Raw genomic sequence first — 25,259 nt, 5'->3', positions numbered from 1 at the left:
CATTAGCGGGGGCAGGTGAACGACAGGAGACCTTTACGCCGAGATTCCAGCCCCTGCCCGGGCTCCGCCGGGATCAGTCCGGGTGCGCCACATAATCGGTGATGATCTCGCAGGGGAACGTGTCCTTTTCACACTTCGGGCACGGGTCCCCGACCTTCTTGCTGTCGGGCACGTGCTCCTTCATGATCGACTCCCCGACCTCGGCGAGGCGCGTGTATTCCCCGCCCGCGTCGAACTCCTCCTCGATCCGTTTGCGCAGCGCGGTGATGACCTCTTCATACGTGACGACGTTGCCGAAAATGCCCATGACGGCAAGCGTATGCCGCCGCCCGGCCGCGCGTGGCAGAGTCGACACCGTGAGCAGGGAATTGCAGGACCTCGCGGTCCGGGTGGCGACAGCGGCGGGCGAGCGGGCAGCGACGTGGCGTACCCAAGGCGTCGAGGTCAGCGCCCTCAAGTCGAGCCCGACCGACGTCGTGACCGAGGCCGACGAAGCGACCGAAACCTTCCTGCGGGAGCAACTGCTCGACGCCCGGCCGGACGACGGCATCCTCGGCGAGGAGGGCGACGGCCTTGCCTCGCGGTCGGGGCTCACTTGGGTCGTGGACCCGATCGACGGGACCGTGAACTATCTCTACGACATTCCCGCGTGGGCCGTATCGGTCGCGGTCGTGGAGGGCGATCCCGAACCCGGGCGGTGGCGGACCGTCGCGGGTTGTGTGGTGAACCCGGTGTTGGGCGAGGTGTACGCCGGGTTCGCGGGTGGGGGCGCCACGCTCAACGGTCGCCGGCTCACGGCGAGCGGGCGGACCGACTTGGGGCGGGCGCTGGTGGCGACGGGATTCGGGTACGCCGCGACGCGCCGCCGGGAGCAGGCCGAGGTGCTGCTCCGCATGATCACCCGCGTCCGCGACATCCGCCGGATGGGCGCGGCCAGTCTCGACCTGTGCGGTGTCGCCGCTGGACGACTGGACGCCTATTGGGAACGCGGCCTGCAGCCCTGGGACCATGCGGCCGGCGCGCTGATCGCCCGGGAGGCCGGCGCGACCGTGGGCGGCCTGGCGCCCGGCAGCCGGGAGACCGAGGAGTTCACGCTCGCCGCGGCTCCGGGGATCAGCGGCGCGCTCCGCGCCGCCCTCGTCGACGCGGGAGTTCCCTAGACCCGACGGAGATGAACTCCGACCGTGTGCAGGCGACCAAGTCTCTCAGGAGAGTTTGGATATTGCTGGATCGGGTACTGAACCGGATAAGGAGGTGCCCCCCTTGCCTATGCCCCAAATTTCCGGTCCGTGCCTGCTTGCCGACGGCGTGATTCTGGCGAGTTCGCTGGACGTCGTGGCGCCGGAACTCGTCTTGGCTCTGGACCCGATGCCCGATGACCGGCAGGTCGAGGGTCTTGTCGGCAGGCATGGGTCGGGCCGTTCCGTCACCGCGGGGCTGGATCGCACGGGATTGACTCCGGCCATCGCGCGATCGGAGCTCGCGCTGACTCTGGAGCTCGCGCAGTTCGCGCATGCGGCGCTGCCGGAACGCACCCGACGACGGCTCGCGTGGCCACCGCTGGCCGAGCGGCTGACCGCGGACCTGTGGCTGGTGGCGTATGCGGCGGAACCCGCCCGCTGGCTGCTCGACATGGCGGGTGGACTCACTCCGACCGTGCTGCTGCGGTGCTGCATGCTCGCGCGTCCGCTGTCGGCGGTCGAGTTGTGGATCACTCCGGACGTGGACTGCCGCACGCGCGTCCACAGCGTCCAGCCCTCGCCGGCACCGATGGCGGCCCGGTCAGCGCGCTCGCTCCTCCGCGCAGAGACGCAGCCGATGCAGCAGCCCGGACAGCAGCCGTGACACCTGCATCTGGCTGACCCCCAGCTCTCGGGCGATGCTCGCCTGGCTGCGGCCCTCCATGAAGCGGAGCCACAGCAGTTTCGCGTCGCGCGGTCCCATGTCTTCGAGCAGGTCCTGGACAGCGAGCCGGTCGAGGACGCGGTCGAATCGGTCGTCGTCCTGGGGCATGTCCCTGAGCACATCGTCGGACGCGGCGCGATAGGCGGCCATGCTCAACCGAGCGGCCGTGACGCACCGCGGGTCGATCCCGAGCGCCACGCCAACCTCGTCGTCGCTGGGGATGCGTCCGTTGATCTGAGCGAGTTCGTTTCGGCACCGGGCCACTCGCTGCTGCAGTTCCAGCAGCGAGCGGGGGGGCCGGACGATCCATTGGTGATCGCGGAAATAACGCTTGATCTCACCGGAGATGGTCGGAATGGCGTACGCGGAGAAGCCGGCCGGCGAGCCGACCTGAAAGCCACGGACCGCCTTGACCAGCCCCAGTCGAGCCACCTGCAACAGATCGTCGCGTTCGGCACCTCGCCCGCGATAGCGCCGCGCGATCGATTCGGCGATCGGCAGCGCGGCGAGCACGACCTGGTCCCGGGCCCGCGCGGCATCGGTCTCGGTCGCGCCGGGAGCGAGAGTCAGGATCTCATCGACTTCCGCGTCCAACCGTGTGCGAAATGACACGGCGACGCGAGAGGTCAGGGGGGACTGCGGTGACATCGCTGGGAACCTGCTCAGGGGTCGGTTCAGTGCACGGCACCGCTTCTGGACCGTGTGGTGAGCCCTACTCAATCAGGTCCGCCGGGCGCCGGGCAAACGGGCGCGCCCGCCGGGACGGAGCGTGCGCGCGACAGCGCGCCACCGGCCGTGCCGGGATCGAGATGCCGGTCAGCTCTTGCCGAATCCGTCCATGGATGCCTGAGCCCGCGTGGGTGGCTGTGCGACCACACCACGATCGGCTACCCGGGCGGCAACATCGCGGAGCTTGACGTTCAGGTCGTTGCTCGCTCGGCGGAGGATCGCGAACGCCTCGTCCTCCCCGATGCCGTGGCGCTCCATGAGGATGCCCTTGGCCTGGCCGATGACATCGCGTGTGGACAGCGCTTCGATCATGCGCTTGGTGTCGGTGCGGGCGGCCACCATCTGGAGCGCCAGTCCCGCGATCGCCGCGAGGAGCAGCGTCTCCTCGCGCTCCGGTATCCCGAACGCGAACGGCTTCCGGGAATAGACGTTCAGCGCGCCCGCCGGGCCCGCGGTCGGGTTGGTGGGGTCGGGGTGCGGCGCGAGGCCCGCCGCGAGCACCGCGCGGACACCGAGATCGGCGACGGCCGGCCCGAACACCGGCCAGGAGTCGGAGTCGGCGAGGTCGGCCGAACCGGCCGTGGGGGCGCTCGTCGCGGCGACTTCGATGCAGGGGCCCTGTTGGGTCTCGTACTGCCGCCGATCCACCTCCCGCACCCACTCGTCCGACGCGACCATGGTGTAGGGCTGGAGGTCGGGCTTGAACAGCGTGATGCTCGCGCCATCAGTACCGTTGACGATGGTGGTCGCGAGGTCCACCACACGTTCGAGCACCTGCTCGATCGAAGGGTCATCGGTCACGATCTCCTGGACAAGCCCTGTGATCGACGGCTCAAGAATGTGACCGTCAGAGGAGTCCCGCACGCCATCACCTCTCGTGAGATTGACACTAAAAAGATCCACTACCCGCTCAGCCACCATTTCAAACGACAACCTCCCGCGGAGTAGTGGCCCATGCACACGACGAGGAACGCGAGGAGGTCGGTGCGGGCCAAGATTGATTCCGGTGCGGGCCAAGATTGATTCCGGTGCGGGCCAAGAGCGAGAGGCCGATGCGGCCAAGAACGAGAGGCCGATGCGGCCAAGATGCGGGCGCACCGGGACGATTGGGATGCGGGAATTGGAAGAACCGCGGGGCACGCTCAGCGCAATGTCGACTGGACTGGGTCGACCCCCGCGGTTCCGGTGGCTCGGGTGGATTCGCCGAGGCGAAAGCCCACCATGGTGGCCGGGTGGCCACCGGGCCATAGTCCGAGTGGCGACCTGTCGGCCGCCGGCCGGTCGCCTCAGCGGCGAGCCACCTCACAAGTCCGTTGATCGTTCATCAGGCGGACCACCTCCTTTCCTGCGTGGATTCACCGTAAGCCGCAACCGAGCCGAGGGCAAGGGATTTGTTCGGGGTTTCCCCGCGCGTCGGCGGTCCACGGCGTCGTTGGGCGTACGCCATCGGGACGCGCCTCGACACCCTCGCCGGGGGTAAGGGATTTGTTCGGGGCTTCCCCGCGCGCCGGCGGTCCACGGCGTCGTTGGGCGTACGCCATCGGGACGCGCGCCTCGGCGTCCTTTCGCGACCCTCGTCGGACACCGCGGTGCAACCAGTCAGACCCCGGGCTGACCACTGGAACGGTTGGTTGATCGAGGCCAGCGAATCCGTACCGTTAAACGTGCGCCGACCACCGGGCGCCCAGACGCCAGCAGAGGCGTAACCCCCACGACAGGCAAGCAGGAAAACCATTGCGTTCGACCATCAGCCCCAAAGTTGACCATGCCCTTGGCATCGGCACGGGCAGCGTCGATGATGATCTGGATCCGAAGACCACGGATGAGCCCACGCCCGAGGAAGAGGAGAAGACACCCTTCCTCGGCCTGAAGCCGACCCAGGTCATTGGCGGCGCCCTCGCGTCGTGCACCGCCGCCGTCCTCGGCGGCCAACTCGGCGTTGCCGGGACCGTTGCCGGCGCGGCACTGACCAGCGTGACGATCGCGGTCGGCGGCGCCCTCTATACCCGCACCTTCGACAGAACCAAGGACGGCATCGACACGGCTGTGTCGAAGTTCCGCCTGGCCGGCACGCCGCCGGTCACAGACGGGGCCGCGACGGATGCCACCCGCGTCCTCCCCGCGCAGACTCCCGGAGCGCCCGTTTACGGCAACACGACGTACGGCGTTGGCGCTTATGGGACCGACCTCTATGGGAACGCCACCCCGCATCGCGGCGATGACCCGACCCGCGTCGTGGCCGCGCAGGCGTACTCGACTCCGGCCGAGAATCCCGAACGCATCGTCGCCGCGCAGGCGGAAGCCAAGGCGGAGGCGGATCGTGCGATGCCGTGGTATCGCCGGTTCTCCCCCGTCACCGTCCTCGCCGCCGCGGCCGCGTTCTTCCTCATCGCTGCCGTCGTGGTGACCGGGCTCGAGTCGATCCGCGGCACCTCGGTGTCGGGCGGGGAGGGTACGACGATCGGCCAGATCTCCCGCGGTGACGTGACCACCCAGCACAGCCGCACCGCCCCGACCGAGCCGCAGCAGGATGACGCCGTGGGCACCGATTCCCAGCCGACTGAGCCGGCGGGCGAGGCGACTACCGAACCGACCACCGCCCCCACGGAGGCCGGCGAGACGACCCAGCCCACCACCGACCCGACGACGGCGCCGACAACCGAACCGAACGGTGCGACGACCGCACCGACCACGGGCACGGGCTCCGGAGCGGACACCCAGGGCTCCTCGGGGTCTGGTCAGGATTCGAGCGGCTCGGGCAGCACCTCGGAGTCCGGCACGACGACCGAATCAGGCGCGCGCTCCGCCGCGGACCCGGCGGGCGCAGCGGTCGGGAACTGACTCACTAGCCCCGACGCGAGGTCGATGCCGCGTCGGGGCCAGTGCAGTTCGGCCGGTGACGATGGCGGGCAGCGCCCGCGTGCAGCCGCGACACCGAGACCCGGGAGCGACCACCCCCACGCTGGGGATGCCGACACCACGCTGGGCAGACCGCCACCACGCTGGGCAGGATCCACCACGCCAGGCAGGATCCACCACGCCAGGCAGGATCACCACGCCAGGCAGGATCACCACGCCAGGCAGGATCACCACGCTAGGCAGGCCGCCTGCCCCGATGGGCGACCACCACCACACCAAGCAAGACCGCCGACACGCCGGAAGCGGTCTGCAGTTGTGCCATACGGCAGAAGTGCAGGGGCGACACGCGTGTCGTCGCCTGCTGATGCGCCACATGGCACAAGTGCACGCTGGCCCCGGCGTGTCGCAGCGGAGGCGGCCGAGAGATGCGCGCAGCGGCCCGGTCGGACGGCCACCCGGTCACGGGTAAATCACAGATGTGAGCGGACGGTTCGCGCAGACAAGCGGTCACACAGCACCTAGCCCGTGAATGGCCCCAAGCCCGTGAATGGCCCCAAGCCCGTGAATGACCCCAAGCCCGTGAATGACCCCGAGCCCGTGAATGACCCCGGTTCTGCCGGTCCAGCAGCTCCCGAGTCGCTCGCCATCCGGACTCGATCGGATCTTCGAACGGGGACGTCACGCATTGGTGCGGGATCCCGCTCGCCGACCCTGCGCCGCGACCCCTCCTGCCGCGTCGGTCGGAGAGCGGGTACAGTCGATAAGGCAAGTCGACAAATAGACACAAGGAGCGATCGCATGACCAACGCAGAGTTCGAGCGGATCGCGAACGCGACCGCGTACTCCCCTTCCGGCGACAAGTTGGGCAAGGTGGGCCAGCTCTATCTCGACGACAAGACCAACCAACCGTCATTCGTGAGCGTCAAGACCGGCCTCCTCGGGCTGTCCGAAAGCCTCGTGCCCATGCAGGGCCACAGCTGGAACGGCGAGGACTTGGTCCTGCCGTTCGAGAAGGACATCGTCAAGGACGCCCCGAACGTCGATGCCGATCGGCACCTGTCGGAGAGCGAGCAGGACGAACTGTTCGCCTACTACGCCGGGCTCCAGGGCAGCGACGGCACGGGACGCCCGCGCCCGACCGCAGCCGGGACCGTGGGTGCTGGCGTGGGCACGCACGACCGCTCGGGCTTCGACGCGGGCGCCGACCGAGGTGCGGACCGCGGCTTCGACCACGACCGGGGCGCTGACCTCGACCACGACCGGGGCGCCGACCTCGACCACGACCGAGGGGCTGACCTCGACTACGACCGGGGCGCCGACACGATCCGGCGCGAGGAGCACATGAACGTCGGCACGGAAACGCACGAGACCGGCCGGGCGCGGCTGCGGAAGTACACCACCACTGAGGACGAGAGCGTCACCGTTCCTGTGACGAAGGAAAAGGTGGTCGTCGACCGGGAGCCTGTCGAGGGCCGGAGCAGCGGCGGCATCGACACGGACCGCGACGGCACCGTGGAGGAGATCACCACCCGCGAGGAGCGACCCGTCGTCGAGAAGGAGACGGTCGACAAGGAACGGGTGAGCCTCGGCAAGGAGACCGTCACCGAGGACCGCACGGTCACCGATCAGGTCCGCAAGGAGCACATCGACGTCGACACCGAAGGCGACGTGGACAACCGGCGCCGCTGACCCTCCCCAGAAGCCTCGGCCCACACCTGTTTGGGTGTGGGCCGTTGCGCGTTCGGGGCAGGCGCTTGGTGGCCGGTCGTGGCTGGCACCCGGGCCGAGGTGGCTGCCTCAGCGCACGCGGGAAGCGCCTTGGGCGTACTCCGCCAAAATCTCACCCACGACCGCGCCCGCGTCCGGGGCTCCCATGACCGCGCGCACGAGGGCAACGCCGGCAACACCGGTGGCGGCGAGGTCGCGGACGTCCGTGGGCTGCACGTCCCCGATGGCCACGATGGGCCTCCGGGCGATCTCGACGAGCGGCCGATAGCCGTCCACCCCGAGGGGTGGACGCCCCGAGTCCTTGGTGGGGGTCGGGCGGAAGGGACCCGCTCCGATGTAGTCGATCCACTCGGCAACGTCGTTGGCCGCGTCGACCAACTGGAGCGTGCCCGTGGTGAGCCCGATGATCGCGTCGGGCCCCAGCATCGCGCGGGCGAGGTCGACCGGGAGGTCGTCCTGGCCGAGGTGGACGCCGTGGACGAGCCCCGGTTCCCGCAGTTCGGCGGCCCGAGCGATATCCACGTGGTCGTCGACGACGACCTTTGTCGAGGGCTTTGCCGAACGAACCGCGCGTGCCACCTCGAGCGTGAAGCCGAGCAGGTCCCGGGTGCCGAGTGTCTTCTCGCGCACCTGAATGATCCCGGCACCCCCCGCGGCGGCCGAGGCCGCCGTTTCCACTACCTCGCGGCCATGGCCGGCCGTGATCACATAGCACCGCAGATCGAGCCCGGTGTTCGTCATCGCTGTCCCACCCTCTTGCTCCTGGAAGCGCGGTCGATGTTGGCCAAGGCGTCGAGCGCCTCGGCGAGAGCGCGCCTAGGCCGCACAGTAGCGAAGCCCCCGGCGCTGCCGCCCTCCGAAGCAACCTCACTGCGGGAGAAGCAACTCACTGCGGGATGAGTGGGCCCTTGTGTTTCCGCGCGCGCACGAGGACTAGGATCTGTCGCTGGACCTCGTCCCAGTTGTCGATCACGTCTGCATAGGTGAGCCGCAGCACCCGATAGCCACGAGTCACCAACCGCCCATCCCGGGCGCGGTCGTTGCGGTAGCTCGCGAGGCTCGTGTGATGCTCGACGCTGTCCATCTCCAGCACGAGAAGGTCACCGACCAGCAGGTCGACCCGCCCGACCCCGTCGATCTCCACCTGCGGTCGGGCCTTGATGCCCAGCCGCGCAAGCCGGCACCTGACCAGGGACTCGGTGCCTGCTTCCGCACGCGCATCAACTCGATCAAGGAGTCGGCGATAGATCTTGGGCTCGTCCGCGAACAGCGCGACGAGGTCCGACGTCATGAGCAGCCGCAGATGCAGGACCGAATCCATGATCGCGACCGCCTCGTCGGCATCGACGCACCGCACCGCGGAGAGCAGCGCCTGACCCAGGGAGTCCACCGGTCGGGTCACGCGACTGGCACTCCTGTTGCCCTGTTGGCAGTCCTGGGTACCCGGGGGCAGCTTCCGGCCGGAGTGGTGACGACTCCGGCGCACATGCAAGGTGTGCGTGGTCGGGACCCAGACACCGTGACGAGCCAGCACGGAGAGGCAGCTCAGCGCTCCCCCGGCCCGAACGGCTCGCGAGACGTCGGTGTCGGCGGTGGGCGTCGCATACCAGCCACGAGCCAGGGGCAGCAGCGACCCGCGCGTGAGCATGCGGCGAACCTCCTGCGGCGTGATGCCGTTGGCGATGAGTTGGGCTCGTCGGACGATTCCGAGGTTCTCGGACAGCAGTTGATCGATCATGACTCACCCATGCGCGATCGACCTCGGATCGGTTCAGCCCGGGGCTAGTCCTGTGGATGGTCACAGACCGCATCCACAGCCACCTCCATGACAACTATGTCGATGGACCCCCGTCAGATTGCGGTTTGTGACCGGGGGGCCGATTACACCCCCTGGAGAGAGACCCAAAGGACGCCGGCCGGAGCCCACCAACCCCGCGCCGTTACCGGGAATCGGCGCGATAGGCCCCCGGCGTCCGCCCGATGACGCGTCGGCACTCGCGCGTCAGATGCGCTTGATCGGCGAAACCCAACTCGGCGGCGAGCTCAGCGAGATTGATTGCGTCACCGCGGTCGAGCCGCTCGGCGACCCGCTGCAGCCGGCGCCGCCGGATCACCCACAGCGGAGGCACACCGACCAGTTTGGGGAATGCCCGCTGCAGCGTTCGAGGCGTGACATGCACGGCGTCCGCCAAGTCTTCGACCCGCGTGAAGTCCCCTGCATCGACCAGCTCACAGGCACGTCGAATCAAATCATAAGTCGGATCCTCTATAACGCCGAGATCACAGAGTGGCAGAAGGTGACGCGCGAGGATCTCCCGGCGTATGCTCTCAGCAAGCTCAGTGACAAGGACGTCCCTGAGCCTTTTAATTTCCTCACCGAGGATCTGCTCAGCCGGCACCGCACGTCCCGTCAGTTCGGACGCATCCACCCCGAACGCCGTGGCGAACGCACCCGGCTGAAAAGCTACGCCGGTCACGCGCCCCTCGCGTGGCAACGTCACTTCGAAGACCTCCGGCACCACCCCGTGCACGAGCGCGACCGGCGTTGAGAACCCGTGCAGCGGGCCGGATCCGGTCTCGAACGTCAGGTGGATGACCGGGTCCGACAACACGCGTTGACGTCGCGCCTCCGCCAGCGGGCCCCAACGCACCCACCACATGTGCAGCACGAGCTTCGACAACCGGCCGTCGGCCATCACGCGGCCGTGCTCAATCGACCCGTCGTTGCGGCCGGGCGACAGCACGCGCCCCTCTCGGCGCATCTGTCGCAGATGTTCAAGCCCCACAGTCAGCACCCTAAGCAAGCTGAAGGCATGACGAACTATCGCCCCGAGGGCTACACGACGCTCACTCCGATGTTGGTCGTGACCGACGGCTCGGCAGCCATCGATTTCTATGAGAAGGTCTTCGGCGCCAAGGTCGCCGCGTCAATGACCGGACCCGATGGGACGGTCCTCCATGCGGAACTTGAGCTGGAGGACGGCCGCTTCCAGGTCATGGACGCGAACCCCGCCTATCGCATGGTCGGCCTCGACCGGGACAACGACGATGTCCCCTACAGCCTCACGATCTATGTGCGCGACTGCGATGCGACGACCTCGCAGGCGGTCGAGCACGGCGCGACGGTCCGCGAGCAACCAGACGACTTCGAGGTCACGGGCGACCGCTTCGCGTCGATCCGTGACCCGTTCGGTGTCCGCTGGACGATCATGACCCGCACAGCCGAACGCACTGACGAGGAAATCCAAGCAGGCTTCGACGAGTTCATGAAGGCGATGACCGAGCAGGGGTGAGGCCCGCAGGTGACGGGTCGGTACCCTCCAACACCATGACCCACCACTCCCCTCGCCCGGTCGCTCTCACCATCGCGGGCAGTGACCCGTCCGGCGGCGCAGGCATCCAAGCTGATCTGAAGACGTTCAGCGCCCTCGGCGCGTTCGGGACCACGGTCATCACGGCGCTGACCGCGCAGAACACCCGCGGGGTGACCGGCGTCCATGCCATCCCCGTCGACTTCGTCCACCAGCAACTGCAGACGCTGACGGACGACGTGCGCATCGACACGGTGAAGATCGGGATGCTCGCGTCAGCCGAATTGGTCCACGCTGTCGGGGAGTGGCTGGCAAAGCCGCCGCTGAACCAGGTGCCGATCGTCCTCGATCCCGTGATGGTCGCCACCGCCGGCTCGACGCTGCTCGAGTCAGACGCGGTCGCTGCGCTCCGGGAGATCCTCCCGTTGGCGTCGCTGATCACGCCGAACCTGCCCGAGGCCGGCGTACTCCTCAACACCCCACCCGCCACCTCCCTCCCCGAGATGCGCGAGCAGGCGGACGCGCTGCGAGAGTTGGGGACCGCCGTGCTGCTCAAGGGCGGCCACTTGGACGGGCCCGAGGCGGTGGATCTGCTGGCGGATTCGGAGGGGGTACGCGAGGTCAGCGCCCCGCGCGTCCCCACCCGGAATACACATGGCACGGGGTGCACGTTGTCGTCCGCAATCGCGGCGTTGCGTCCGCAGCGGGCGGGGTGGTTCGAGGCAGTGCGCGACGCGAAGGCGTGGCTCACCGAGGCGCTGCTGCACGCCGATGGGTTGGCGATCGGCCACGGCAGCGGACCGGTCGACCACCTGCATGCCTGGACTGCTCCCAGTTCCCCTGTCGACTAATCGTCCCGGTGGTATTCATGATCCATGACCCAACCGGACCGCGAACAACACGAACGGGACCGCGACGAGGCGCCCGGTGAACGACTGGATCGCCAGTTCAATGAGCTCCTCCAAGAGCTCCGGGTGACCCAGACGGGCATTCAGCTCCTAGGCGGTTTCCTGTTGATCCTGCCGTTTCAGCAGCGGTTCGGGGATCTGAGCGGCCCGCTGCGGATGACGTACCTGACCTCGGTCACCACAGCCACCCTGTCGATCCTTTTCGTCGTCGCACCGGTTCTCGCGCACCGATTGATGTTCGCGAGCCACCGCAAGGATGTGATCGTGACGATGGGTCATCAGTCCGCACGTGTGGGGTTGGCGCTCCTCGGAGTCACGGTCGTCACGGCGACGGCCCTCATCTTCGGCGTGGTGCTCAACAGCCACCTGGCGGCCCTCATCGCCGGCATCGTGGCGGGCATCATCTGCATCGGGTTGTGGCTGGCCTGGCCATTGACGGTGGCGAAGGCGCGTCCGGGCGGGACGCGGTACGCCCCCAGCCCGCACGAGGACAGCACCCGCTACGGGGAACGCCAGGAACACGACTGAACCGCTCGCTCAGCCCTGCACCCCGGCCACGATCATCCCGACCCCGGCACCGACGAGTCCCACCACCAGCACGGAGCGCCGGCCCAAATGCTCCACCGCCACGCGTTCGGCCGCTGGGGGTCGCGACCGAGGACGCTGAGGAAGAACCCGAGCGGCATGAGGATCGCCGCGAACAGCACGCCGGTCGCAGCAAGCCGCGCCCACTCGGGCACGCCTACCTGGGTATTCGACAGCCTGGCGCCCACCACGGACGCCGCACGCTCGAGCCCGGTGAGCGGGATGCTGCGAAGGCATGGCTGCGGTCATGATTCCACGTACGATTGACGGACTCCCACTCGGAAGGAGGACCCATGAAGAAGCTCTCGACGCAGGAGATCCTCCACCTGCGGGACAGTCAACTCAACGTATTCGCGAGCCTCGCCGTCTATGCCGGCGTCTGGATCCTCCTGCAGTTCCTGCTGAAGCTTGCCGATGTGGACATGCCGCTGGTGCAGTTCTTCGACCGGTACGGCAACTTCTCCGCCCCCGGCATCATCCTCGCCGCCTGCCTCGCGCTGTCAGCTTTCGTGCCCCACTGGGTCCTTCTCCGGCGCGCGGGCCTGTCGTGGCGCGAGGGTTCGCGGCTGATCCGGGATTTCAACTCGGGCCTGCTGGAACAGGTCGAGGATGAGGGAGTACGCGGGAGCCCCTGCCCCTCGACTGAGCAGGTGAACCCGACCCCGCCGGACGAAGGGCCTGGCGAGGACTCCGAATATTGGAAAGAGCGCTGGCTCGAGGTCATCAAGCCGCTGTCGGACGAGGATCGCGAGTCCCGCGATTGAACGAGACTCGCCTCTGCCGGGACGTTGTCAGCCCTATTGACTAGCCTCAGCCACGTGGACGATCCGCTGGCTGAAGGCCTTTATGACGCTCTGGTGACTTCGCAGCTTGAGGAGCGGCTGAAGCTCTCCCTCTATCAAGCCGATCGAGAGATGATCCACAAAGCTGAGCGCCCGGAGATTCTTGCCCGACATGTCTCTGGGGTGTTACGGCGAGCGTTAAGCGAACACCCCGCTGACACTCAGTTGCGCTTGGTCAATGAGATTGTGGCCGAGATCGGCACTGACGCTGATCGAGTGGTTGATGTGCAGCGACTTATTCGGCTGGCGGCGCCCCCAAAGCCCGGAGAAGTTTCCACCTATGGCGCGCACCCTTCGACTCCTTTGAGCGAAGCTGCGCTGCTCACGAATTCCGCTGGAGAACCCGCTGTCGGGACAGAGATCCGGGCTGAGCTCGAGAGCGCGGACCGAGTTGATCTGCTTTGCGCCTTCATCAAGTGGCATGGCCTCCGCACTTTGGAAAAGCAACTGATTCAAGTGGCCGAACGCGGAGTTCCGTTCCGAGTGATCTCGACGACCTATATGGGAGCCACTGATCGACGCGCCATTGATCGCCTGGTCCGGGACTTCGGCGCCGAGGTCAGGATGAGCTACGAGGTCGAACGCACCAGACTCCACGCGAAAGCGTGGTTGTTCCGTCGCGACTCAGGCTTCGATACTGCGTACGTTGGGTCGTCCAACCTGTCCCGCTCCGCCCTCCTCGATGGAGTGGAATGGAATGTTCGGCTTAGTTCGGTCGCGACCGCGACCCTCCTCCGCAAGTTCCGCGCCACGTTCGATAGCTACTGGGCTGACCCCAGTTATGAGGCCTATGACCCCGACCGCGACGGAGCCCGGCTCGATAACGCACTAGCAGAAGCCGGCGGCCGCAAAGATCGGGATCGGCAAACCCTCACGCTGTCCGGCCTTGAGGTGCGCCCCTATCCGCATCAGCAGGAGGCACTCGAAGCAATCGACGCTGAGCGCGCAAAGGGACACCACCGCAACCTCGTCATCGCCGCAACAGGAACGGGCAAGACGGTGATCGCAGCGTTGGATTATCGACGCCTGTGCCAAGAGACTGGGCGACGGCAATCGCTCTTGTTCGTCGCGCACCGCAAGGAAATCCTGCAGCAGGCATTGCGGACCTACCGCGAGGTGCTGAACGACGCGAACTTCGGCGACCTCTACGTTGCCGGCGCCCGACCGGCTCAATGGCGGCATCTCTTCGCCTCGATTCAGACCCTGAACGCTCGCGACGTCGCCGCCATTGAGCCCGATGCATTTGAGATCGTCGTGATTGATGAGTTCCACCACGCTGCCGCCCAGAGCTATCGGGCCATTCTCGACCATCTGACACCCGCCGAATTGCTGGGCCTCACGGCGACACCTGAGCGAACCGATGGGATCAACGTTCGCGAGTTCTTTGATGAGCGAGCTGCCGTTGAACTCCGCATCTGGGACGCACTCTCAGCGGAGTTGCTCTCACCGTTCCACTACTTCGGGATTGGCGACGGGACGGATTTGCGCTCTCTCGCCTGGTCACGGGGCGCCTATGACTTCGCTCAGTTGAGTCAGCTGTACACCGGCAATGATGCACGCTCAAGAATCATCCTGTCTGAACTGAACGACAAGATCGTCGACCCCAGAGGCATGCGAGCCCTAGGGTTTTGCGTGACCGTTGAGCATGCGCACTACATGGCTCGCGTGTTCACCGACGCCGGGATTCCCGCGCTGGCCGTTAGTGGCAACACGGCAGCCGGAGAGCGAGCCGATGCCCTAGTTCGCCTGAGCACACGAGAGATCAACATCATTTTCACGGTCGATCTCTACAACGAGGGCATCGATCTGCCCGACGTCGACACCGTCCTTTTCCTTCGGCCAACCGAAAGCGCGACGGTGTTCCTGCAGCAGTTGGGCCGCGGACTGAGACGCACCCGAGACAAGGCCGTCCTCACTGTCCTCGACTTCGTGGGTCATCAGCGCAAGGAGTTCCGCTTCGATAAGCGCTTCACGGCTCTGACCGGCATCGCCCGGTCCCATCTCAAAGACGCTGTAGACAGAGGATTCCCTTATCTCCCGTCCGGCTGCCAGATCATGCTCGACAAGACGTCCCAGGAGGCCGTACTCGAGAATTTGCGCGACCAACTCGGCTCTGGCTGGAAGGCGCTCGTCGAGGAGGTGCGCGCCATCCGGACTACGTCGCTTTCGGGGTTTATCGCAGAAACCGGAGTCGAGTTGTCTGATTTGATCCGCGACCGGGGCAAAGCCAACCCCCGGAGTTGGACTCGCGCCCGCCGGGAGGCCGGGCTTCCCACACCAACTGGAGGACCACAGGAAGCGCATCTGCTGCGACGGGTGGCGAACCTGGCCCACGTTGACGACGGGCTGCGCGCCCAGGTCTATTTGGATCTCCTCGCCGATGACGCCCCGCGCTACGAGGACCTCGACCCCCTCCAGCAGGCCGTGGCGCGCATGCTCTTCTTCGCGCTCTGGCCCGACCTGGGGGGCCACTCGAGCTACTCCGAAGGGCTGGCCACATTGGCCTCGGAACCCGCCTTTCGGGACGAGGCCAGTCAGGTAATCACCGATGCGTTCAACAGAGCTAGGCACACCCCTCGCCCGTTGCGGGGCATGGCGATGAACCCGCTGCGCACGCACGCGCATTATTCCCGAGAAGAGATCACGGCGGCGCTCGACTGGGCAAGCTTCGCGCGCACTCCGCAGGTCATGCGCCAAGGCGTCTTCCACGCGAAAGACTGGAATGCCGACGCGCTGCTCGTGACGCTGCGCAAGAGCGAGAAGGACTTCTCGCCCACGACCATGTATCGCGACTACGCCATCTCGTCTGAGCTCTTCCACTGGGAGTCACAGTCGGTGACGACGCAGCACTCCCCTACGGGCCAGCGCTACCTTCGCCAACGTGAGGACGGCAACAACATCGTGCTCTTCAGCCGTGACTTCGCCGACAGCGCTCTCGGCACCGCGGAACCCTTCCTCGCACTAGGCACGTGCGACTTCGTCCAGGCCGAAGGCGAACGGCCCATCGCGATCACCTGGCGGCTGCATCGACCGATGCCGCAGGACCACTTCCAGGCTGCGTCCGTGCTTGCCCGCTAGCGCCCGTCAGCCTCACGTGACTCGATCCCTGCCTCGTTGCACTGCGCGGTGTTAGGTTCCCAGCAGCGGTTTGACATAGGAGAAACCCATGGCTCGTGCACGATCGAGCTCGACGACGTCCCGCCGCGGGCTCTGGTTATTCCCTCTCGCAGGTGCTCTCATCGGAGCACTGCTTTCCCTCCTGATCGGACCTCATCCCACCTCGCTCGGCCCACCGACCGGTGACGCAGCCCTCGCCAGGGAGGCACAGGCGATCCTCGGCAACCTGGACGGGTACGGTGCCGTCTCGGTCGCACGCATCCAGAACGGCCAATCAGCGTGGGCGGGCTTCCCCGCCAAGGGGCGGTCGATCGATGAGCACAGCCGCTTCGAGCTCGGCTCGATCACCAAGACCTTCAACGGTTTGCTGCTCGCCGACGCCGTCGAGCGCGGCGAGGTGGCACCAGACGACCCGGTCGCGAACCACCTCCCTGAACTCGCCGGCAGCCCGGCGGGCACGGCCACGCTCGAAGAGCTCGCCAGCCACCGCTCCGGTCTGCCGTCGATCGCCCGCATGCCGATGGCGGAAATCATCTTCGAGGACATGGCCGGCGAAGAGCTCTCGGTCTTCGCCACCGGCACCGACGATCTGCTCGCCCAAGCCCGCACGCTGGAGCTGACCAACCGCGGGACGTTCGCGTACTCCAATCTCGGCGCCGCCCTCCTCGGCCACGCTCTCGCGCGCGCCGGTGGGGCACCCGACTGGGAGACTCACGTCAGCACTCGTCTCCTCGCGCCCCTCGGGCTGACCGAAACCCGCTTCGTGCCACCGGGCCAACGCGACCCCGCACTCGAGCAGCCCCGGCTCGCGGGTGGGCGTGCGGTGGAGGCGTGGACGGGGAGTGGGTACGCCCCAGCGGGCGCCGGCGTGACGACCACCGCCGCCGATCTGACGCGCTATGCCCGCGCCATCCTCGATGGCTCAGCGCCCGGCATGAGCGCGCTCGACCCGCAGTGGGACACCACGGGACTCCTCGCCGGGACGAGCCGGATCGGGCTCGCCTGGATGTCGTCCGGCCCGGCGGGGGCGGAGATGCAGTGGCACAACGGGGGTACGGGTGGGACGCGCACCATCCTCGCCATCGACCGCCACACGCAGACGGCGGCGATCGTCCTCAACAGCTCCAAGACCGACGTGACGGGCGCGGGCCTGCGGCTCGCCGGCGCGGATGACGGTCCCCCGCGGTTCCTGCTGAGCCTTTCGGAGCGGGATTACTACTGGATCCTCGGGCTCGTGCCCGTGCTCGTCCTCGCGATCGGTGCCCTGCGCGGGCGCAACCGACTGGGCGTCCTCGCGCGGACGTCGTGGGCACTCGGTGGCGTCCTGCTGATCTGGTTGGCGGCGCCGTGGAACTGGGTGCCGGGCTGGGTGTTCGGCCTTGCGGTCGGTGCAGTTGTGGCGTCACTCGTGGTGATCGGGCTGCGCTGGGGACGACTCCCTTGGCGGCCCCGACGATTCCTGGGGCTGAGTGTTCCGGTCCTGGCTCTCGGCGCAGCGTTCCTCGCGCTGATGCTCACCGTCACCATCCGCGCGCTCCGGATCGGTTAGCGCTGGGGACCCGGCGTTTGCCGACTATGTCAGGCGAGCGTTCCCGCCACGAGGAGCACCGCAGCGGCCACCGCAGCGACCGCGATGGCGATCGTTCGGGCCAGCTTGACCGTCAGCTTCGGCAACTTCTTGACCGCGAGGCCACCGAGCACGAGCCCCACCCCCAGCGCCGCCAATCCCACCGCGAACCCCGGCTTCGTCGCCGTCGGGAAGCCCATAAGTCCGAGAACCATCACTTGGGCCAGCGCTATGCACGCATTCACCACTCCGCGCGCTCGGGGTTCGGGCCAATCGTTGTCCCGCGCGTACACCCCCAACACCGGACCGCCCACACCACCCAGCGCGAACAACCCACTTGCTGCGACACCCGCGCCGATAGTGCCGGGGCGACCGACGAGCCGACCCGTGCGTACCCCCTTCAATGTCACCACCACCGCCACCACCGCGACCAGCCCGGCCAGCCGGGCCGCGATCTCGTGCGGAATCAGCCCGATGAGGAGCACCCACAGCGGCGCGGACAGGGCGATGGGGAGGGCGAGGGAGGTGAAGGGGCGGAAGGGTACGTCCCCACGCTCCCCCAGGAACGTCACCACCGAGATCAGCAATCCCAGCGTGAGCGCGATCCGCAGCCCCTCCGCGTGCCCGCAGGCGAGGATGGCGAGCGGCGGGATGATGAGCCGTACGCCGGTCCCGGCGACCACTTGCGTCACGCCAGCCGTCGCGACTCCGAGGAAGAGCACGACGAGCAGGAGGATGTCCACGGTCGTTCAGGCTAATGGCGGGCGCGTCGGAGGTATGGACGACGCGGCGGGTGGACTAGAGGGAGTACCCGCGCGGAGTCCTGTCCCCCCGCGCCCACAACTCCGCGAACCTGTCCGGCCCGACGAGGCCGTCGAGGCGGAGCAGCTCACCGTTGGGGTGCACGGCGATCATTGCCGCGGGCTCCTCGCGCCACACCAAGTAGTAGCCGTGGTCGCGGTGATAGATCGAATAGGCGATGGCTTCGGGTTTGGTCAGCCCGAGTTCCTCCGCGGCGATGTCGAGGAGGGCGGGATGGGCCTCGAGGCGCGGCGTACCCCCCGCCCCCATCACCCGCGTCCCCTCCGGATTGAACACCGCATCGACCTGACCGCCGACCAGCCCGACGAGATAGTTCTCGGGCAGGGCGAGGAAGTCGAGGAGGGCGGGGAAGGTGCGGATGATCTCGTACGCCGGCTTCCGCTCCAAGTGGATGTGCTCCGAAGGCTCGGCTGTCAGCGGGCCGAGGTGCCACCCGCTCGCGTCCTCCGGCCATCCGGTGCGCTTGATATAGATACTGTCCGCGTCGAGGGCATCGTGCTCGACGGTGATGTCCTCGTCGAACCGGATCGGTTCTGCGGGAGCGCCGATGAGGGCGGACGTGCGCGCCTGGGAGACCATCGCCGCGAGATGCGGGGTGAGGTCGTCGGTGAGCGGGCGTGCGGTCTCGTCGGCGCCGGTCGGCGGCTCGGGGCTAATCGGCGGTTCCTGGCCGCTCGAAAATGCAGGCCCCCGGAGACGGAGATCGGACCCGAGGGTGAGCACGGCCCAGCCGATGTCGATCGTGAGGTCCGTGAGCTGATCCTCCGGGAGCGTGGCGAGGTGCGCGAGCAAACCCTGCGACTCTTCGGCCCAGCGTTCGTCCGCGTCGAGGCGGAGGTGGCTGGCTTGGAGGGGTACTTCATAAGTGCGCACTGCCATCTGCCAAGACTGTCATCCACGACTGTGTGCTGGCCAACTGGTCGAAGGCAGGCTGTCGGCCTTTCTCGGTCATCTGGCTGAGGGTTGGGCTGGGGTTGGCGGAGAAATGGGCGCCGCGATGGGCGCACGATGGTGGATACGGTGGACGCGATGGCCCCCGGTGGCGCAGGGATGGCAATAGGCGCCCGCCGGGATCGCAATTGGCCTCCCTGTAGGCCGGCCGGGCTGGCGATAGGCCGCCAGGATCGCAAATAGGCCCGCCAGGATCGCAATAGGCCCGCCAGAATCGCAATAGGCCCGCGGGCCCCTCATTCCGCACGGTGTACATGGCGTGCGCGATGCAGCCGCGGCAGGCCCAATCGAGGGGCCGCGGGCCTATTACCGTTCCGGCGGGCGTAGTGGGAGGCCAAAAGCCGCCGGGGATGGCACAACCGGAACAATCCGTCCAGGAATGATGTCCATGGCTGTGGATAACCGCTTTGGAGGTGCCTGGGGCAGGCCAGACTAGTGCCGCCGTAACCCCCAGGGAGATCCCACGTGAAAAAGCTCGCCGCCGGCCTTGTCGCTGTTCTCGCGCTCGCCATGAGTGCCTGCGTCGATGCGCCGCAGCGTCCGATCGAGACCGTGACGCCGGTGCCATTGCCGGGCGACACCGTCGAGCCCCCAGCCACAGCATCCCGAACGCCGTCGCAGGAAGAGCTATCCGCGCAGGCGGAGCAGGCGTACCGGGCGTTCTTCAACGAGTGGAAAAGATTGGAGTTCCTAGGAGGCGCCGATGAGCCCACGCCCACACTGCTAGAGAACGGCGCAGGGAAATACTTGGAGGGAGTCATGCTCTTTCTCCGAGACCAGAAGTCGACAGGCTACGTAGTGCAAGGTGAAATGCCCACGGCTACTGTCGTTCCTCGGCCCGGTGAAGCCGAACTAGGCAGCGATCCCCGACTCACGCTTGCGGTCTGTGAAGACAGTCGATCCAGTTGGCACACCGACAGTAGAGGACGGCATGAGGGGACGCTCTCTCAGGGACTTGCCTATGTGAACATCGTCGACGGTCGGATGAAAGTCGTTTGGGCAAATACAGAGGTCGTTCAAGCGTGCGCGCTCTGAGGCTTCTAGCAGTCATCGTTCTCCTCAGCGTCGCAGTGGGAGGCCAAGCTGCCGCTGACCCCCCATCAGGCACCTCCGGCTTCGGCAACAACAGAGGCTCCGAAGTAGATCTCGATCCACGCTCTGATCGCGTCGATCTGAGAGGCTCCGTTTCCGGGAGCCGGCCAAGCCAGCGAGGGCGCGGAAGCACCAGCGGCGGTACCGGGAGCTCGGGCCAGCGATCGGTTGCAGCCGCCAACGACGCGCTTGCTGCCCGTCGTGCACTGCAGAACCGCATCTCCGCCGCGATCTCGTTCGCGCTCTGCGAGGCCCGGGCGCAGGCAGAACTTGACGCGACTCGCGCAAGTGGTGGCACCGCGCCGGTCTGCGCGGTTGCTTTTCCCGGGGCCGCCGCGGGCGGTGGCGCTGCACCCGGCGCCGGTGGCGCTGCTGCTGTCCCGCAGATCGACCCTGAGGTACTCGCCCGCGCCGCGCTTCTCCGGCTCCCCATCCCGTTGCCCGAGGCACAGGTGGGCCCGCCGCCGAGCATCAATGAGTGGAATATGGCGGCGGTGGGGTACCCGCTCTGGCTCTGGACCGACGACGAGGACACCCACACCGCGACGATCACCGAACAGGGCATCACCCTGACCATGACGGCAACGCGTCGCACGACCACGTTCGACCTCGGCGACGGCACTCGCATCCACTGCGGCACCACCACCCCGTGGACCACCAGCGTTGAGCCCGGCGCGGAGTCGCCGACGTGTGGGCATCGCTACGAGCACCCGTCGCTGCCGGGTACCTATGCCGTCACCGCCACCACCGTCTGGGACATCACCTGGGCCGCACTCGGTCAGACCGGCACCCTCGACTTCGAGCGCACCGGCCCCGCCTTGGACCTGCCGGTCGGCGAACTCCACGCACTGCGCATTGGCTGATCCGCTGCTGCGGCGGCCAATCACCCTTCTCACTGCCACAACCTCCAACGACGTGGCGTTCAGCGGATGGGACACGCGCAGTGCGGAAGTGATCCAGAATCTGGATCAGATCCGGAGCGCGCCACCCCCATACCCTGAAGCCCGCAGCCATTTCCTGGCCGCAGCCTCACCGCGGCGTACCAAATCCGCCCGCCGCTCCGCACCCAGGTCGAAGTCGGTCGACCGCACGGGACCGACGTCGACGAAGATCGTCCGCGCGATCGTGTCGGGGTCGTCGACGTGGCGCGCGTCGATGCCGTGCATGGCGGTGTCGACGAGGGCGAGACCGACCTGCAGCGCGTTCCGGACGGGCCGGGTGGGTCGGTCGTCCTCGCGGGCGGAGAGACGTGCGCCGATGGTCGGCCACCTGGCCGCCGACGGCTCCGGCTGATCGAAGATCGTGATCGGATAGTTCGACAGGAAACCGCCGTCGACGAGGCTGACCTTGCCGCGCCGCCCGCCGTAGTCGACCGGCCGGAAATAGAACGGGATCGCCGCCGACGCCCGCACGGCTCGCGCGACCGACTGCTCATCGGGATCGAGTCCATAGACCCCGAAGTCCCACGGCAGGAGCGTCATCCGCCGCCGGGAGAGGTCGCTCGTGACGACAACGAGGCCATATTCATGGTCACGCGCCAACGCCGACCCCGCATCCTCGCGCCGCAGGTCGCCGAAGGTGGAGACGTTGAGATCGGCGAGCACGCCGGTCAACCAATCCTCCAGGTATTGCCCTTCGTGCAGCCCACCCAGAAACGCCAGCGACGCCACGTCGGCCACCGGACTCAGCGGCCCGAGCATCCGGCCCCACCTGCTCGAGTCCGGGAACCGGGCCAGGTCCAGGGTCTCGATCGCGTCGCGCAGGCGGGTGATCGGTTCGCCGGCGCGTTGGTACGCCGCCACGAGCGCCGCGGTGATCGCACCCGCCGAGGTGCCGGCCACGCGCTCGAACCGGAAACCGTGCTCGGCCAGGACGCTCAGCACGCCACCGAACGCGACCCCTTTGACCCCACCGCCCTCCAGCACGAGGTCGGCACGCTGGGAAACCGTGGGCTCGGGTCCGCCGGTCATGGGCGCAGGGGGCTGGGACACGGTGGCGACAATAGCCGTGGTGCTGCCGTCACCCCGCTGCGCCGGCAGGGTGGTTCGTCGCCGTCCTGTGTTCCGGCTAGTTCGAACTCGACGCATATTTGTAACGACGCGTAACGCCGTTGACGCCCAAAGCCCGCGCCGGTTTTCTAGCATTTCTCCATGGCAGCCCCACGCATTGCGATCGTGCAACTCGACGAGAGAGCACCGCTCGATCGACTCAGCCATTGCTTGGCGGGTGCGGTCCTGCGCAACGTCTCCGTCTGGCGCCGCACGCTGCCCCCGACGCAGGAGCTCGGGGACGGGATCATCGTGCTCGGCGGGCTCGCCAGCGCGCACGATCCCGAGCTCTGGATCCAGCCGATCAAACGCATGATGCGGGAAGCGGTGGACCTCGACATCCCACTGCTCGCCATCTGCCTGGGCCACCAACTGCTCGCCGAGGCCTTCGGTGGCACGACCACGGTCAACGACCCGGGCGGCGGCGAGCACGGGCCGGTGGAGATCGAATGGCTTCCGGCGTCCGCGGGCGACCCGACGCTCGGGCGTGCAGCTGCGGCCGAGGCATCCCTGTTTCCCGGGTGGCACAGCGATGTCGTCACCCGGCTGCCCGCAGGCGCGACGGAATTGGCGCGGAGCCCCGCGTACCCTCATCAAGCCTTTCGCATCGGATCGGCCGTGGGCGTCCAGTTTCATCCCGAGGCGTCACCGGAGCTCGTGACCGCCTGGGCCGAGGCCGGCCCGGGCGACGCGATGCTGATGCGCAGAACCATGCGCCGCGTCGACGCCAGCATCTTCCGCAACGGAGCCCTCGTCGGGCACGGCTTCATGGGGGCGGTGAAAGCGCACGCGGACCGCGAGGAGAGCGGCTCGGAGTGGGTCGCCTGACGCAGGCGCGACCGATCAGCTCTTGATCGCGAGATCGAGGACTTCGGCGTTCGGCAACTCGGCAAGCGCCGCAGCGTCAATCGCGATCTTGCTGCCGCGCAGTCCGGAACCGATCACCACCAGCCCGGCGTCGGCCACACCGCGGTCGATGAGAATCGGCCAATCCGACGGGAGGCCGACCGGCGTGATGCCGCCATATTCCATGCCCGTCAGCGTGGTCGCCGTCTCCATCGAGGCAAACGACATCTTCCGAGCATCCAAGTGCTTTCGCACGACCTTGTTCACATCCGCCCGGTCCGTCGCCAAGATCATGATCGCGGCCATCTTGGTCACATCCCCACGACGTCCCTCGACCACGACACAGTTGGCCGACTCGGCCATGCCGACCCCATAGGCGGCACAGAACTCCGCGGTGTCCGCCAGCGACGGATCGATGGGCGCCACCAGAGCCCGTACGTCGCTCGTCTGGCCGAGCTGCACGAGGGCATCAGCGGTCGGTGGCGCGACCAGCTCGGGATGGTCGAGCGCGGGCTGCCAGTCCAGATTTCCAGGTCCAGTGCTCATTCGGCGAGCCTAACCGGCTGGGGCAGTGCAGCACTGGCCACAGCCACCTGCACCGGTTCGATCTCGCCAGGCGGCATGCCCGCGGGGGTACTTTCGCCCAGCGCCCTAGCATCGATCAGTGCCCAACCTCCGATCGATGTTCGCTGACACGCGTCCACTGCAGAACTCGCATTTCCGCAGGCTCTGGACCGCGAACATCGTCACGGTCATCGGCGCCCAGCTCACGGTGGTGGCGGTTCCGGCGCAGATCTACGAGATCACCCGCGATTCCGCCTATGTGGGGCTGACCGGCCTCTTCGGGCTCGTCCCGCTGATCATCTTCGGCCTCTGGGGCGGCGCGCTCGCCGACGCATTCGACCGCCGCAAACTGCTGTTGGTCTCGACGCTCGGCATCATCCTCACCTCGGCGATGTTCCTTGCGATCGCGGCGACCGGCTTCGACAACGTGTGGGCGATCCTGGTCGTCTTCGCGCTCCAACAAGCCTGTTTCGGCATCAACCAGCCGACCAGGTCCGCTGTGCTCCCCCGAATCCTCCCGACCGATCAACTCCCGGCGGCCAACGCCCTGAACATGACCGTGATGATGTTCGGCGCCATCGCCGGTCCGCTGGTGGGCGGCGCGCTGATCCCGATCACCGGCTATGCCCTGCTCTATCTGATCGACACCCTGTTCCTGTTCTTCACGATCTGGGCCGTCATCAAGCTCCCCGCCCTGCCGAGTCTCCACGACATGGGCGCTCCGGGGCTGCGATCGGTGATCGACGGGTTCAGATATCTCGCCGGCCACAAGGTTCTCCTCATGTCCTTCGTGGTCGACCTCATCGCGATGGGGTTGGGTATGCCCCGCGCGCTGTTCCCGGAGATCGCGTCGGTCACCTTCGGCGGTCCCCCGGGCGGTGGATTGGCGTTCGCGCTCCTGTTTGCCGCGATCCCGGCCGGCGCGGTGCTCGGCGGGGTGTTCTCCGGCTGGGTGTCCCGGGTCGAACGTCAAGGGCTGGCTGTGGTGGTCGCGATCCTGGTCTGGGGTGCCGCGATCACTTGCTTCGGATTGGCGCTGATCCCCGCGGGCGGGCGACTTCTGCCGTGGCTTCCGCTCGCCATCTTCTTCCTGATCGTCGCAGGGGCCGCCGACATGAGCTCCGCGGCTTTCCGCTCGACCATGCTGCAGGAGGCGGCGAGCGACGAGGTCCGGGGTCGCTTGCAGGGCGTGTTCACTGTGGTCGTGGTGGGCGGTCCGCGCGTCTCCGACGTGCTCCACGGCGCTGCCGGCTCTGCCTGGGGTGCGATACCGGCGACGGTCGGCGGCGGCGTCCTCGTCATCGTCGGTGTCGTTCTGGCGACAATTCTTGCGCCGGTCTTCGTGCGGTACCGCGTCATCCGCGCCCGCTGAGCGTACGCTGCTG

At 67.5% G+C, this 25,259-nt stretch carries 25 protein-coding genes; 14 read left to right on the top strand and 11 right to left on the bottom strand.

Annotated features, from left to right (window positions below):
• Positions 1-73: 73 nt before the first annotated feature.
• Entirely contained in the window at positions 74-307 is a 234-nt protein-coding gene (locus ACQ260_RS13530; protein ID WP_432559987.1) for a hypothetical protein, read from the bottom strand.
• A 49-nt stretch (positions 308-356) separates the two neighbouring features.
• Between ACQ260_RS13530 and ACQ260_RS13525 the strand changes: the two genes are divergently transcribed.
• Together ACQ260_RS13525 and ACQ260_RS13520 are read left to right on the top strand one after the other, a co-directional pair.
• Entirely contained in the window at positions 357-1,160 is an 804-nt protein-coding gene (locus ACQ260_RS13525; RefSeq protein ID WP_432559986.1) for an inositol monophosphatase family protein, read from the top strand.
• A 109-nt stretch (positions 1,161-1,269) separates the two neighbouring features.
• Entirely contained in the window at positions 1,270-1,845 is a 576-nt protein-coding gene (locus ACQ260_RS13520) for a hypothetical protein (protein ID WP_432559985.1), read from the top strand.
• Here the strand turns inward: ACQ260_RS13520 and ACQ260_RS13515 are convergent.
• Positions 1,783-2,553 carry a sigma-70 family RNA polymerase sigma factor gene (locus ACQ260_RS13515; RefSeq protein ID WP_432559984.1) on the bottom strand — a complete coding sequence of 257 codons (771 nt, stop codon included), beginning with the start codon at positions 2,551-2,553 and terminating at the stop codon, positions 1,783-1,785. The two genes, ACQ260_RS13520 and ACQ260_RS13515, sit on opposite strands and share 63 nt — an antisense overlap.
• Positions 2,554-2,721: 168 nt before the next feature.
• Entirely contained in the window at positions 2,722-3,498 is a 777-nt protein-coding gene (locus ACQ260_RS13510; RefSeq protein ID WP_432559983.1) for an ANTAR domain-containing protein, read from the bottom strand.
• A gap of 870 nt (positions 3,499-4,368) precedes the next feature.
• Between ACQ260_RS13510 and ACQ260_RS13505 the strand changes: the two genes are divergently transcribed.
• The gene (locus tag ACQ260_RS13505; protein ID WP_432559982.1) at positions 4,369-5,475 is read left to right on the top strand and encodes a hypothetical protein; all 1,107 of its coding nucleotides are present in this window, start codon (positions 4,369-4,371) and stop codon (positions 5,473-5,475) included.
• 816 nt (positions 5,476-6,291) lie between these two features.
• Positions 6,292-7,182 (top strand): YsnF/AvaK domain-containing protein, encoded by an 891-nt coding sequence (locus ACQ260_RS13500; protein ID WP_432559981.1) that lies wholly within the window; start codon positions 6,292-6,294, stop codon positions 7,180-7,182.
• Between the two features lie 108 nt (positions 7,183-7,290).
• Here the strand turns inward: ACQ260_RS13500 and ACQ260_RS13495 are convergent, their stop codons facing one another.
• The 3 genes from ACQ260_RS13495 to ACQ260_RS13485 all read right to left on the bottom strand — a co-directional run bounded on the left by ACQ260_RS13495 (position 7,291) and on the right by ACQ260_RS13485 (position 10,007).
• Positions 7,291-7,962 (bottom strand): thiamine phosphate synthase, encoded by a 672-nt coding sequence (locus ACQ260_RS13495; protein ID WP_432559980.1) that lies wholly within the window; start codon positions 7,960-7,962, stop codon positions 7,291-7,293.
• A 145-nt stretch (positions 7,963-8,107) separates the two neighbouring features.
• Positions 8,108-8,959, bottom strand: coding sequence for a type IV toxin-antitoxin system AbiEi family antitoxin domain-containing protein (locus tag ACQ260_RS13490; RefSeq protein WP_432559979.1), 852 nt, complete (start codon positions 8,957-8,959; stop codon positions 8,108-8,110).
• A 202-nt stretch (positions 8,960-9,161) separates the two neighbouring features.
• Positions 9,162-10,007, bottom strand: coding sequence for a helix-turn-helix transcriptional regulator (locus ACQ260_RS13485; RefSeq protein ID WP_432559978.1), 846 nt, complete (start codon positions 10,005-10,007; stop codon positions 9,162-9,164).
• 27 nt (positions 10,008-10,034) lie between these two features.
• On the opposite strand from ACQ260_RS13485, the gene ACQ260_RS13480 reads away from it, so the two are divergent.
• Genes ACQ260_RS13480 through ACQ260_RS13470 form a run of 3 tightly spaced genes read left to right on the top strand, consistent with a single transcriptional unit; the run spans position 10,035 to position 11,968 of the window.
• The gene (locus ACQ260_RS13480) at positions 10,035-10,514 is read left to right on the top strand and encodes a VOC family protein (RefSeq protein WP_432559977.1); all 480 of its coding nucleotides are present in this window, start codon (positions 10,035-10,037) and stop codon (positions 10,512-10,514) included.
• Positions 10,515-10,549: 35 nt separating this feature from the next.
• On the top strand, positions 10,550-11,383 hold the full coding sequence (thiD, locus tag ACQ260_RS13475; protein WP_432559976.1) for a bifunctional hydroxymethylpyrimidine kinase/phosphomethylpyrimidine kinase: 834 nt from the start codon (positions 10,550-10,552) through the stop codon (positions 11,381-11,383).
• Positions 11,384-11,407: 24 nt separating this feature from the next.
• Positions 11,408-11,968, top strand: coding sequence for a DUF6328 family protein (locus ACQ260_RS13470; protein ID WP_432559975.1), 561 nt, complete (start codon positions 11,408-11,410; stop codon positions 11,966-11,968).
• A 32-nt stretch (positions 11,969-12,000) separates the two neighbouring features.
• On the opposite strand, the gene ACQ260_RS13465 is transcribed toward ACQ260_RS13470, so the two are convergent.
• Positions 12,001-12,180, bottom strand: a complete 180-nt coding sequence (locus tag ACQ260_RS13465; protein ID WP_432559974.1) for a hypothetical protein — start codon at positions 12,178-12,180, stop codon at positions 12,001-12,003.
• 138 nt (positions 12,181-12,318) lie between these two features.
• On the opposite strand from ACQ260_RS13465, the gene ACQ260_RS13460 reads away from it, so the two are divergent.
• The 3 genes from ACQ260_RS13460 to ACQ260_RS13450 all read left to right on the top strand — a co-directional run bounded on the left by ACQ260_RS13460 (position 12,319) and on the right by ACQ260_RS13450 (position 17,533).
• Positions 12,319-12,789: a hypothetical protein gene (locus ACQ260_RS13460; RefSeq protein WP_432559973.1), complete on the top strand. Its 471-nt coding sequence runs from the start codon at positions 12,319-12,321 to the stop codon at positions 12,787-12,789.
• 54 nt (positions 12,790-12,843) lie between these two features.
• Entirely contained in the window at positions 12,844-15,945 is a 3,102-nt protein-coding gene (locus tag ACQ260_RS13455; protein ID WP_432559972.1) for a DEAD/DEAH box helicase, read from the top strand.
• 88 nt (positions 15,946-16,033) lie between these two features.
• Positions 16,034-17,533, top strand: coding sequence for a serine hydrolase domain-containing protein (locus tag ACQ260_RS13450; RefSeq protein ID WP_432559971.1), 1,500 nt, complete (start codon positions 16,034-16,036; stop codon positions 17,531-17,533).
• A gap of 29 nt (positions 17,534-17,562) precedes the next feature.
• On the opposite strand, the gene ACQ260_RS13445 is transcribed toward ACQ260_RS13450, so the two are convergent.
• On the bottom strand, positions 17,563-18,294 hold the full coding sequence (locus ACQ260_RS13445; protein ID WP_432559970.1) for a hypothetical protein: 732 nt from the start codon (positions 18,292-18,294) through the stop codon (positions 17,563-17,565).
• Positions 18,295-18,349: 55 nt separating this feature from the next.
• The gene (locus ACQ260_RS13440; RefSeq protein WP_432559969.1) at positions 18,350-19,252 is read right to left on the bottom strand and encodes an immunity protein Imm33 domain-containing protein; all 903 of its coding nucleotides are present in this window, start codon (positions 19,250-19,252) and stop codon (positions 18,350-18,352) included.
• A gap of 537 nt (positions 19,253-19,789) precedes the next feature.
• On the opposite strand from ACQ260_RS13440, the gene ACQ260_RS13435 reads away from it, so the two are divergent.
• On the top strand, positions 19,790-20,359 hold the full coding sequence (locus ACQ260_RS13435; RefSeq protein WP_432559968.1) for a hypothetical protein: 570 nt from the start codon (positions 19,790-19,792) through the stop codon (positions 20,357-20,359).
• 542 nt (positions 20,360-20,901) lie between these two features.
• Positions 20,902-21,279 carry a hypothetical protein gene (locus ACQ260_RS13430; protein ID WP_432559967.1) on the top strand — a complete coding sequence of 126 codons (378 nt, stop codon included), beginning with the start codon at positions 20,902-20,904 and terminating at the stop codon, positions 21,277-21,279.
• Positions 21,280-21,384: 105 nt separating this feature from the next.
• On the opposite strand, the gene ACQ260_RS13425 is transcribed toward ACQ260_RS13430, so the two are convergent.
• The gene (locus ACQ260_RS13425) at positions 21,385-22,407 is read right to left on the bottom strand and encodes a patatin-like phospholipase family protein (RefSeq protein WP_432559966.1); all 1,023 of its coding nucleotides are present in this window, start codon (positions 22,405-22,407) and stop codon (positions 21,385-21,387) included.
• Between the two features lie 159 nt (positions 22,408-22,566).
• On the opposite strand from ACQ260_RS13425, the gene ACQ260_RS13420 reads away from it, so the two are divergent.
• The gene (locus tag ACQ260_RS13420; RefSeq protein ID WP_432559965.1) at positions 22,567-23,292 is read left to right on the top strand and encodes a type 1 glutamine amidotransferase; all 726 of its coding nucleotides are present in this window, start codon (positions 22,567-22,569) and stop codon (positions 23,290-23,292) included.
• A 15-nt stretch (positions 23,293-23,307) separates the two neighbouring features.
• Here ACQ260_RS13420 and ACQ260_RS13415 read toward each other — a convergent pair whose 3' ends face one another.
• The gene (locus ACQ260_RS13415) at positions 23,308-23,856 is read right to left on the bottom strand and encodes a YbaK/EbsC family protein (protein WP_432559964.1); all 549 of its coding nucleotides are present in this window, start codon (positions 23,854-23,856) and stop codon (positions 23,308-23,310) included.
• Positions 23,857-23,992: 136 nt separating this feature from the next.
• On the opposite strand from ACQ260_RS13415, the gene ACQ260_RS13410 reads away from it, so the two are divergent.
• Positions 23,993-25,246, top strand: a complete 1,254-nt coding sequence (locus tag ACQ260_RS13410; RefSeq protein ID WP_432559963.1) for an MFS transporter — start codon at positions 23,993-23,995, stop codon at positions 25,244-25,246.
• The last annotated feature ends 13 nt before the right edge of the window (positions 25,247-25,259 follow it).

The sequence above is a fragment of the Ammonicoccus luteus genome, from assembly GCF_050880385.1.
Classification (GTDB): Bacteria; Actinomycetota; Actinomycetes; order Propionibacteriales; family Propionibacteriaceae; genus Enemella.
Note: the sequence above shows the minus strand (reverse complement) of the source record. Positions and strands in the feature narration are given on the sequence as shown.